The sequence below is a fragment of the Streptococcus mitis genome, from assembly GCF_946190065.1.
Taxonomy (GTDB): Bacteria; Bacillota; Bacilli; order Lactobacillales; family Streptococcaceae; genus Streptococcus; species Streptococcus mitis_DE.
The window spans coordinates 78,740-88,176 of record NZ_CAMHZD010000007.1 but is presented as its reverse complement, the minus strand read 5'-3'; the positions used below and the strand labels follow the sequence as shown (position 1 = coordinate 88,176).

Genomic DNA, 9,437 nt, shown 5'->3' with positions numbered 1-9,437 from the left:
TATCAAAAAAGAAAGGACTAAATCTGTCCTTTCTAGAGCTTAGCTTTTCTTCAACCCACTACAGTTGACAAAGAGCCCGTTTTTATCATTTCACTAAAATATTTTTACCCAGCCTCATTTTTCTTCTTGATTCCGTTTAAGGGAAAAATGGTCTGGCACAGGGTCCTTACCTGTTTTCGACCAGGGATGGCAACGTAAAATCCGAGCCAAGCCCATCAAGACACCCTTGAAGCCATGTTTTTCAATAGCCTGAATCATGTAGTTGGAACAAGTCGGCTCAAAGCGACAAGAGGGTGGAAAGGCTGGTGAGATAAACCGTTGGTAAAAGCGCACAGGCGCTATTAAAATTCGTTTCATTATTTCTTGGTTACAGCCATGGTGTGTAGTTGGCTGATTTCTTTTTTATTAAGACGACGGGATTCTCCTGGACGGAGTCCTGTCAAGTCTAGATGCCCGAAACGAGTCCGTGATAACTTGTCCACTTGAAGACCGACAGCTTCAAACATCTTTTTAACCTGGTGGTTACGCCCTTCATGGATGGTCAACTGCACCACAGAGCGGTTTTTGACTGGATCTACTTTGAGAATCTCATAAACAGCCGGCTTGGTTTTCTTGCCATCAATCTCAAGTCCACGGGTCAAGGGGCGGAGATTATCCTTATTGGCAACACCTTTAACACGCGCGACATAAACCTTGTCAATCTCATTACGAGGGTGAATCATTTCATCCGTAAAATCCCCGTCATTAGTCAAAATCAAAACACCTGATGTGTCCCAGTCTAAACGACCTACAGGGTAGATGCGCTCTTTGACATTGGGCAAGAGATCAACAACAGTCTTGCGACCCTTGTCATCTGTCACACTGGAAATGACACCACGTGGTTTGTTAAGCAGATAATAGACCTTTTCTTCGTTGTAGATAGGTTGACCTGCAACTTCGACCTTGTCGCCTGACTTGATGGTCGTTGCTAGTTCACGAACCACTTGGCCGTTGACCGTCACCAAGCCTTGCTTAATCAGCTCTTCTGCTTTTCTCCTACTGGCCACACCTGCGTGGGCAATATACTTATTGATTCTCATCTTCTTCTATCCTTTCACCAAATAATTGGCTTTCTTGGGCTTGAATTTCAAGCTCATCAATCACTGGTAATTCTTCTAAATGGTTTATCCCCATGTAATCTAGGAAATAATCTGTAGTCACATAGAGGTTGGGGCGACCCAACACTTCTTTTTTCCCGTCTTCTCGTATCAAGTCAAAGGCTTGCAACTTTGCTAAGGCCCCACTCGAGTTGACCCCACGGATGGCATCAATTTCTATCCGCGTAATCGGCTGCTTATAGGCAATAATGGACAAGGTCTCAAGAGCTGCCCGAGACAAACTCTGGTTGATGGGCGCCTTGGAGTATTCCTTCAAAATCTCAGCAAATTGAGGCTTGGTCACCAATCTATAAGCGCCACCAGTCTCAATCAGAGCCAAACTGGAATCTGGGTCCTTTTCATACTTCTGAGCTAATTTTTCTAAACTCTGTTGGATGCCTGTCGGTGGCAGAGAGAGGAGTTCAGCTAACTGGCGGACTCTAATCCCATCTTCACCCACTACAAACAAGAGCGCTTCTATTTTTGCTAAAGTACTCATCTTTCCTCTCTATCAAGTCTAGCTTTGTGCCACTTGACTTTCTTCCTTCTTTTCCATGAGATAGATATCTCCGAAACTCTCCTCTTGCACGAGGATCAGCTCCTGGGTTTTGATTAACTCTAGGGTTGCCAAAAAGAGGGTGATGACCTCTTGGAGATTCTGGGCTTCCTTGAACAAATCCTGCAAGCGCAACTGATCTCGTCCAGTCAAGGACTCTTTCACGATAACCATCATGTCCTCAATCTTATACTCATCCCGCAAGATGGTCGTGTGGTTCTGTGCAAACTCCTCTTTTTTCTTGGCTAGGATATTTGAAAAAGCCAAAAAGAGGTCAATAGTCGTCTTGTCATGCACAAGCTCCGCATCTTCATAAATCAACTCTGTCGGCGCTTTGGAATAATACTGGGCCCGATCTTGGTGCTTGGCTTCCAAGTGCTCACCCAAGAGCTTGAACTTGCGGTATTCTTCGATTTGGGAAAGAAGATCCTGCTCCAGGTCATCCTCCAAGTCTGTCACTTCTGCTACCTTTGGAAGAAGCTTGCGGCTCTTAATCAGCATGAGCTGACTGGCCATAACCATGTACTCGCCCGTCACTTCCAGACGCATGGCCTGCAGAGTTGAGACATAAGCTAGATACTGTTCGATGACTTCCGTAATGGGTACATCGTAGATATCCATCTGGTACTTAGAGACTAGGTGCAGAAGCAAGTCCAAGGGCCCTTCAAAATCTTTTAATTTAATATCCATTATCTATATTTTTCTAAGGTCAGGACTGTTTTTAATCCTAATTTTTTTGCAATTTCGTACAAATCGACCTTGTTTTCTATTTGTCTTAGAATGAACTGTTCCCGCAAGGCTTGGGCTGATAAGACTGGAAATCCTTTCTCCTTGACAAAGGACTCTAGCTGACGGAAGGCCCACTGACGAGAATAGGCTTTCCCTCCCCTTTCAAAGAGATAGGTCTGGCCCATCAAGGGTTCCAATTCTGAAAGCAAGGTCGTGGGAATGGTGACAATCCTCTGTTGGGAAGCCTTCTTGATTCGCAACACCTGAAAATCTAGATTGATATCCGCAACCTTGAGGGCTAAAATCTCACTTGGCAAGAGTCCCATTTCTAGGATTAAGAGCGCTAGCAAGCGGCCCTCTGGATAGTCGCTTTCCTGCCAAAAAGAGTCTAGTTCTAACAGTTCTGGTTTTTCGGTCTTCTTTTCAGCTTGTTTGGTTAATTCCAAGCGATAAAAGCCGTCCACTTCTCCTTTTTGATAGAGAAAGTAGAGAAATTGGTTACAGGCCGAAATCTTTCGCTTCTGAGCGCTGATCTTTAAATTGACTAGCTGGGCTTGGTAAATCTTGAGACTAGTTTCAGAGATCCGCTCACCTACAATGTCTAAAAATTGCTCCAAATCATACTTATAGGACTGCTTGGAATTGGCAGACAAACCCTGCTTCCCCTCTAAAAAGTCTGAAATCCTGTCTCTCATTTGCATCGAATCTCATATTCCTTACTAAAGTCATGCAAGAGGGCATTGACTGCCTTGAGAATAGACTTGCGCGTGATAATTCCTTGGAAAATCCCTGACGCATCCACAACAGGTAAGAAGGACTCATCTACCAACTTGTGCAAGACCTCCGTAATGGTAAAATCAGGCGAGACGACCGCTACGTCCGTTCTCGTCATATGAACGATATCCGTATCTGCCATGATTTCTTGACTCAAGTCATGCTCCATCTGATAAGCCATAATATCTCTGAGCCCAATCGTCCCAACAAACTGTTTTTCATCTGTCACAACGGGAACACGGGTATAGGTCATCTGACTGAGCAAGAGGGTAGCGTGATCCGCATTGTGGGTATCAATCAACACAGCCAGATTTTTAGCAGGAGTCAAAAAAGTTTCCTCTTGCCCCAACAAGAAAGTCTCAAACTCCTTGGCAATCATCGGCTAAACTCCTTGGACAAGCCCGGATACACCTCATGGTCTCGTGTCAAAAAGTCCACTTTGAAATAACTGTCATCAATCTCCACACGAGCATAGAGACATTCTCTGATGGTCCCACGTGGTTGACTGATAGAACCTGGATTTAGAAAGAGGGTTTTACCTTCCATCCAAGCACTTGGCACATGCAAGTGACCATAGAGACAGATATCGGCATCTTCCTCCTGAGCCCAGTAGTCCAACTTTTGAAAGTTGAAATTAATGTCAAACAAGTGACCATGAGTTTGGATAATCTTGGTCGAACCAAGCTCAGTCACCAAACGTTCTGGGTAGCCGGCGTAGAAGTCCATGTTCCCTTTAACTACACGGATGCCCTCCCAAAGTGGAGAATCAGGACGCAGTTCAGAATCGCCATTATGAAAAACGGCATCAACTTTGCCCACATAGCGATCACGGATTTCTTTCACAATCAAGCTATCGCCATGAGAATCGCTCATTACAATGATGGTTTGCTTTGCCATGATGGAAATACCTCCAAAAGTTTCTTAACGGCTAAGGCACGGTGAGATTGACTATTTTTTTCTTCAAGGGTTAATTCAGCTGATGATTTGCCTGTCTCTCCTACAAGGAAGAGAGGGTCATAGCCAAAGCCATTTTCACCCTTAGGTTCAAAGTTAATGTAGCCAGGCCAGTCTGCTTCAACAACCAAGCTTTCCTTGTTTGGACTGGCTACGACTAGGGTTGTATGGAATTGAGCCGAGCGGTCCTTGAGTTCAAAGACCATGGCCAATTCGTGCAAGAGCTTGGCATTGTTTTCACGGTCAGTTGCTCCGACGCCTGCAAAACGAGCCGACCAGACACCAGGCAAACCACCCAAAACATCGACTTTCAGTCCAGAATCATCTGCCAGAACTATCTTGCCCGTTAATTGGGAAATCGTTTCTGCCTTGAGACGGGCATTTTCTTCGAAGGTCATGCCTGTTTCTGCTACTTCAGGCAGATCAGGATAATCATTAAGATTTTCCACATCGTAGCCTAGCTTATCAAAGATAGCTCGAAATTCCTTGGTCTTGCCCTCGTTTCGAGTCGCAATCAATAAGGTTTCTCTAACTTTGCTTGTCTCAAAGAAATCATGAACATTGACCCCTTCTTTAGGCAATTCCACATGCAGGAGTTGCCCATTTTCAACCAAGAGTAAAGCCCCCTGACGTTGGATGACTTCCACATTTCGTCCCATTTCTTGGTTGAGGATATCTACCACAAAAGACAATAAACGGTAGCGAGAACCATAGCGTAAAACAGTAACAGAAACAGGAAAACCTCGATCCTCATCTCGAAATCTTTGGGCAAACTCCAATAGAGGAAAATCCAAGTCATCATCCGTCAACGTCCGGACGCCACCAAAAATACCATAGGACCCGACATACCAGTCCTGGTCATCCTTGTATTCATAAATTTTATTTGTCATAATTCTACATGCTCCACATGAATCTCTTTTTCAAGCCATTCTTCACCAATTTGTGCAAAACTTTGGCTGCTGGCTGTTGTGTAAAAACGGTGATGGAGTGGTCCGGCATCGCGACCACGATTGATTTCAAAATAATTAAGTAAGACTGAGATATCCCGTACGCACTCTGCCCCACTATCGATGAGCTGAACCTTGGGTCCCATGACATTTTGAATAATGGGTCTGAGGAGTGGATAATGGGTACAACCCAAAATCAGACTATCCACCTTTCCAACCAAGGGACGCAGGGTTTCATAGACTACTTTCTTGGTGACGCTGGTTGACAGGGCACCCGACTCCACCAAGGGAGCAAACTTGGGACAGGCCAAACTCTCCACCTGTAAATCAGGATCCAGATCATTGATTTTCTGACGATAAATGTCAGATTGTACCGTCATGGGCGTTCCAATGACTCCGATTTTCCCACCTTGACTGGACTTGATGGCTGCCGAAGCTCCTGGCAAAATCACACCTAGGACAGGAATGTCTAGTTGAGCCTTGATTTCTTCCCAGACGACCGCAGTCGCAGTATTACAAGCAATGACAATCATCTTGACATCCTTGGTCAAAAGAAAGTTAACCAACTGCCAAGTATATTCACGAATTTGCTCAGCAGGACGGGGCCCGTAAGGCGCCCGTGCCGAATCTCCAATATAGACGATTTCTTCATGGGGAAGCTGGCGCATGAGCTCGCGCACAACGGTCAAGCCCCCGACACCCGAATCCAAAAAACCAATTGGTCGATTATCCATACAGTCTTCTTTCTAGTCTTTTTTCTGATTGATAGTTCATTATGATTATTTATCCTTATGAACTGAATGACATCCTAATCAACAACTATCTCTCTTAATCATAATCAAATATCAATAGAATGCAAGGAAAAAGTCTCATCTCTAAAGCATAGCCAACATAGTGAGAAGTCTGGAACTTTCATCCCAGACTTTTCCTTATTTATTTTTTCTTTTTATTGTTAGCAAGGGCTGCCTTTTGTTGGCGGATGATTTGGTGGTAAACTTGTTGTACCTTAGCTTCGCTTGGTTTTTGACCATTTGCACTCAAAAGAGTACGAACTGCTTCAGCATTCAAACGTGGGTTGTCAGCGAATTCTTTTTCAATTTGCTTACGAACCAAGTACATTCCTCCAAGAGCTCCTCCTAGAAAAGCTAGCACAATCAATACAATTGCTAAAAGTAAATCCATCATATTTCTCCTGTTTCTTTTTGAGTCTCTTTCATTATACCACAAACTAGCCACCCTGACTAGTTTGTTTTACGCTTTCAGGAATGGAATAGACAGCAAAAAGAACCCTGCTTTTCTGCAAAAGAGGGCTCCTTACTGAGTTTATACTCAATGAAAATCAAAGAGTAAACTAGGAAGCTAGCCGCAGGTTGCTCAAAGCGCTGCTTTGAGGTTGCAGATAAAGCTGACACGGTTTGAAGAGATTTTCGAAGAGTATTAATTTCATATTTCTGCCTATCCATTTGTACCTAATAAAAGACTGAGACACCAGATCTCAGCCTTTTTCTTTATCCCAAAACCAATTCATCACTGACTAGGCTTTGGCCACTATTTTTCTGGAAGAGATGCATGAGATTTTCAACCGTCAGATGCTTTTTCTCCTCTCCCTTGACATCCACCACTATTTTCCCTTGATAGAGCATAATGAGACGATTTCCGTACTCAATCGCATGGTTCATATCATGGGTAATCATCAAAGTCGTCAACTGATGGTCTTCCACAATCTTTTGAGTCAAGTCCATCACCATTTGACTCGTTTTTGGATCAAGTGCCGCAGTATGTTCATCCAAAAGCAAAAGTTTAGGTTTCACCAGAGCTGCCATGACTAGGGTCAAGGCCTGTCTTTGTCCTCCTGAGAGGTATTGAGTATCCACTTTCAAGCGATTTTCAAGACCAATATTCAACTCTTTCAAGGCTTCTTGGAACTGGATTCTATCCTTCTCCTTCACGCCCCAACCAAGTCCTCTCTTTTGCCCACGTCTCAAGGCAATAGCCATATTCTCCTCAATCGTCAAACGCGAAGCGGTTCCCATCTTAGGATCCTGAAAAACACGGGCGATATCCTTTGCTCTCTTTCTGACACTCAGATTTTTAATGGATTTCCCTGCCAATAAAAGTTCTCCTTCGTCCACCGATAGATTGCCAGCCAAGATATTCATCAAAGTGGATTTACCTGCTCCATTTCCACCGATTACTGAGATAAAATCTCCCTCTTCAACTTCTAAATCTAATCCTTTGAGGACATGGTTCTCATTGACCGTCCCTGCTTCAAATGTCTTGTGAATATTTTCAAGTGTTAATAAACTTGCCATAACTTTTTCCTCCTATTCATTTCTCAGTTTCAAACCACGAATCTTTAATCTCTTTTGCAATTCTGGTGCAAATAAAACTAAGGCTAACAAGATTGCATTAAAGAGACGAACCAGGTTTTGATCTAGATTTGGAATTTCATAGATATTTAAAATAATCAAACGGTAAACAATAGCACCGATCCCGATAGATAACAAGCGGCCTCCAATGGTCAAATCATGTATCAGTACTTCCGCAATAATCACGGCACTCAAACCAACAACGATGGTTCCTGTCCCAGAAGTCACATCTGAAAATCCATCATTTTGGGCAAACAAGGAACCACATAGGGCAATCAGACCGTTTGAAATCATGTAACCAACAATCTTCATGGTGTCTACATTGACCCCATTAGCCTCACTCATCGGAATATTGTCCCCAGTCGAACGCAAGACCAAACCAATCTCTGTTTTCATCAAAAGGGTCAAGACCAAACAAACAAGTAAGAGACAGGCTAAGCTGAGTGAGAAAACAGCTTCTTCAGTTGTCAGCCCCAAGCTCGCCAATTGTTTAAAGACAGTTGAAGAATCTCCCAAGGAAAGGTTGGGCACACTGCCCATGATTTTAATATTGATTGAATAAAGCCCTGTCAAGGTCACAATCCCTGTCAAGAGAGCTGGGATTTTCATCTTGGTGTGGAGCATTCCTGATACAAGACCAGCTACCATACCTGCCAGCAAAGCAAGTAAGGTCGCAATCCAAGGATTTGTCCCTGCCTGTATCTGCGATACAACGACAGCTGCCCCCAAAGGAAAGGCTCCTTCAGCAGTCATATCCGCAATATCCAAAATACGGAAAGTCAAGTAAACTCCAATGGCCATAATCGACCACAACAAACCTTCTGATAAACTAGATAATACAAAACTCATCTTAAACCTCCCTATTCCTTGCTTTCCAACTTACTAATATCAATTCCTAGTGCATCTGCCATTTCTTGATTGGTATGCAATTCCAGTTTTTCAGGCAACTCAACTGCTATATTTTCTGGTTTCTCACCTTTTAAGACACGAATCAACATGCGGGCTGTCTGCCGTCCCAATTCTTCATAATTGGTACCGTAGTTATACAAACCACCAACCGCAATCATTTCCGTTGAGCCACCGAATACTGGAACCTTGTGTTTAATAGAAACCTGCTTAACTGTTTCCATGGTTGACGAAATGATATTGTCCGTTGGTACAAAAACCATATCCACTTCTGCCATCAAACTCTCTGCTGCCGCTTTGACATTGTTACTGTCCAAGATTGTTTTTTCAACAACGGTAAAGCCTTTTTCTTCCAGAAGTCGCTTAGCTTCATCCTTTTGGACAACTGAGTTTGGCTCGCTCTGAGTATAGAGGATTCCAATTGTTTTAGCTTTTGGCAACACTTTCTTTATCAAATTGATTTGGGTTGAGATAGCATCTGATGACTGATCACTTGTTCCAGTTACATTGCCCCCAGGATGCTCTCTTGACTCTACCAACTTGGCACTGACAGGGTCTGTTACAGCTGAAAAGATAACCGGTGTCGTTTGTGTTGTATTAGCCAAGCTCTGAGCAGAAGGCGTTGCGATAGCTAGAACGACATCACTAGATTCTGCTAGTTGCTGGGAAATCGTTTTTAGGTTTCGTTGTTCTCCCTGTGCATTTTGCAAATCAATCTCGATATTTTTCCCTTCAGCATAGCCTTGCTTGGCAAGCTCATCCACAAACCCTTCTCTAGTAGCGTCTAAGGACTGGTGGGTAATAAATTGCGAAATACCGATACGAAACACATCTTTTTTCTTATCTGCCTTCAACTGATGCAAACTAATCAGAGAGGTCAAGAGAATCCCCACTACCAAGAGAGGGGCTAGTAATTTTCGAACAACTTTCATAATGAAACTCCTTCTCAGAAAAGATAATACTCAATGAAAATTAAAGAGCAAACTAGGAAACTAGCCGCAGGCTGTACTTGAGTACGGCAAGGCGACGTTGACGTGGTTTGAATTTGATTTTCGAAGAGTATAAA

The 9,437-nt window shown here is 43.4% G+C and carries 13 protein-coding genes; all 13 read right to left on the bottom strand.

All coding sequences use genetic code 11. From position 1 onward, the window contains the following. Positions 1-114: 114 nt before the first annotated feature. The gene (gene yidD, locus OCF96_RS04880) at positions 115-357 is read right to left on the bottom strand and encodes a membrane protein insertion efficiency factor YidD (protein WP_000821624.1); all 243 of its coding nucleotides are present in this window, start codon (positions 355-357) and stop codon (positions 115-117) included. Continuing rightward, a complete protein-coding gene (locus tag OCF96_RS04875) occupies positions 357-1,079 on the bottom strand; it encodes a pseudouridine synthase (RefSeq protein WP_050235293.1) in 723 nt (240 codons plus the stop codon). Before OCF96_RS04875 ends, yidD begins: the two co-directional genes overlap by 1 nt. Next, a complete protein-coding gene (gene scpB, locus OCF96_RS04870) occupies positions 1,066-1,635 on the bottom strand; it encodes an SMC-Scp complex subunit ScpB (RefSeq protein ID WP_261446588.1) in 570 nt (189 codons plus the stop codon). Before scpB ends, OCF96_RS04875 begins: the two co-directional genes overlap by 14 nt. An 18-nt stretch (positions 1,636-1,653) precedes the next feature. Then, positions 1,654-2,382 (bottom strand): segregation/condensation protein A, encoded by a 729-nt coding sequence (locus OCF96_RS04865; RefSeq protein ID WP_020903099.1) that lies wholly within the window; start codon positions 2,380-2,382, stop codon positions 1,654-1,656. Continuing rightward, positions 2,382-3,116, bottom strand: coding sequence for a site-specific tyrosine recombinase XerD (xerD, locus tag OCF96_RS04860; RefSeq protein ID WP_315898986.1), 735 nt, complete (start codon positions 3,114-3,116; stop codon positions 2,382-2,384). The genes OCF96_RS04865 and xerD overlap by 1 nt, the downstream gene beginning before the upstream one ends. Continuing rightward, positions 3,113-3,574, bottom strand: a complete 462-nt coding sequence (cbpB, locus tag OCF96_RS04855; RefSeq protein WP_020903098.1) for a cyclic-di-AMP-binding protein CbpB — start codon at positions 3,572-3,574, stop codon at positions 3,113-3,115. The genes xerD and cbpB overlap by 4 nt, the downstream gene beginning before the upstream one ends. After that, positions 3,571-4,092 carry a metallophosphoesterase gene (locus OCF96_RS04850; protein ID WP_261446586.1) on the bottom strand — a complete coding sequence of 174 codons (522 nt, stop codon included), beginning with the start codon at positions 4,090-4,092 and terminating at the stop codon, positions 3,571-3,573. Before OCF96_RS04850 ends, cbpB begins: the two co-directional genes overlap by 4 nt. Continuing rightward, entirely contained in the window at positions 4,068-5,039 is a 972-nt protein-coding gene (locus OCF96_RS04845) for a nucleoside-triphosphate diphosphatase (protein ID WP_261446585.1), read from the bottom strand. Before OCF96_RS04845 ends, OCF96_RS04850 begins: the two co-directional genes overlap by 25 nt. Then, positions 5,036-5,830: a glutamate racemase gene (gene racE / locus OCF96_RS04840; RefSeq protein ID WP_033684754.1), complete on the bottom strand. Its 795-nt coding sequence runs from the start codon at positions 5,828-5,830 to the stop codon at positions 5,036-5,038. Before racE ends, OCF96_RS04845 begins: the two co-directional genes overlap by 4 nt. 199 nt (positions 5,831-6,029) lie before the next feature. Then, complete coding sequence (locus tag OCF96_RS04835) at positions 6,030-6,278, bottom strand: YneF family protein (RefSeq protein ID WP_000364990.1); 249 nt, start codon at positions 6,276-6,278, stop codon at positions 6,030-6,032. Positions 6,279-6,604: 326 nt separating this feature from the next. Further along, positions 6,605-7,408, bottom strand: a complete 804-nt coding sequence (locus OCF96_RS04830; RefSeq protein ID WP_261446584.1) for an ABC transporter ATP-binding protein — start codon at positions 7,406-7,408, stop codon at positions 6,605-6,607. Between the two features lie 12 nt (positions 7,409-7,420). Beyond that, positions 7,421-8,314, bottom strand: a complete 894-nt coding sequence (locus tag OCF96_RS04825) for an ABC transporter permease (RefSeq protein WP_261446583.1) — start codon at positions 8,312-8,314, stop codon at positions 7,421-7,423. 11 nt (positions 8,315-8,325) lie between these two features. Next, positions 8,326-9,303: an ABC transporter substrate-binding protein gene (locus OCF96_RS04820; RefSeq protein WP_024057377.1), complete on the bottom strand. Its 978-nt coding sequence runs from the start codon at positions 9,301-9,303 to the stop codon at positions 8,326-8,328. Positions 9,304-9,437: the final 134 nt, after the last annotated feature.

Bases quoted from the DNA above. Each gene is read 5' to 3' on its own strand.
- yidD (WP_000821624.1), bottom strand. From the start codon at position 357: ATGAAACGAATTTTAATAGCGCCTGTGCGCTTTTACCAACGGTTTATC.
- OCF96_RS04875 (WP_050235293.1), bottom strand. From the start codon at position 1,079: ATGAGAATCAATAAGTATATTGCCCACGCAGGTGTGGCCAGTAGGAGA.
- scpB (WP_261446588.1), bottom strand. From the start codon at position 1,635: ATGAGTACTTTAGCAAAAATAGAAGCGCTCTTGTTTGTAGTGGGTGAA.
- OCF96_RS04865 (WP_020903099.1), bottom strand. From the start codon at position 2,382: ATGGATATTAAATTAAAAGATTTTGAAGGGCCCTTGGACTTGCTTCTG.
- xerD (WP_315898986.1), bottom strand. From the start codon at position 3,116: ATGAGAGACAGGATTTCAGACTTTTTAGAGGGGAAGCAGGGTTTGTCT.
- cbpB (WP_020903098.1), bottom strand. From the start codon at position 3,574: ATGATTGCCAAGGAGTTTGAGACTTTCTTGTTGGGGCAAGAGGAAACT.
- OCF96_RS04850 (WP_261446586.1), bottom strand. From the start codon at position 4,092: ATGGCAAAGCAAACCATCATTGTAATGAGCGATTCTCATGGCGATAGC.
- OCF96_RS04845 (WP_261446585.1), bottom strand. From the start codon at position 5,039: ATGACAAATAAAATTTATGAATACAAGGATGACCAGGACTGGTATGTC.
- racE (WP_033684754.1), bottom strand. From the start codon at position 5,830: ATGGATAATCGACCAATTGGTTTTTTGGATTCGGGTGTCGGGGGCTTG.
- OCF96_RS04835 (WP_000364990.1), bottom strand. From the start codon at position 6,278: ATGGATTTACTTTTAGCAATTGTATTGATTGTGCTAGCTTTTCTAGGA.
- OCF96_RS04830 (WP_261446584.1), bottom strand. From the start codon at position 7,408: ATGGCAAGTTTATTAACACTTGAAAATATTCACAAGACATTTGAAGCA.
- OCF96_RS04825 (WP_261446583.1), bottom strand. From the start codon at position 8,314: ATGAGTTTTGTATTATCTAGTTTATCAGAAGGTTTGTTGTGGTCGATT.
- OCF96_RS04820 (WP_024057377.1), bottom strand. From the start codon at position 9,303: ATGAAAGTTGTTCGAAAATTACTAGCCCCTCTCTTGGTAGTGGGGATT.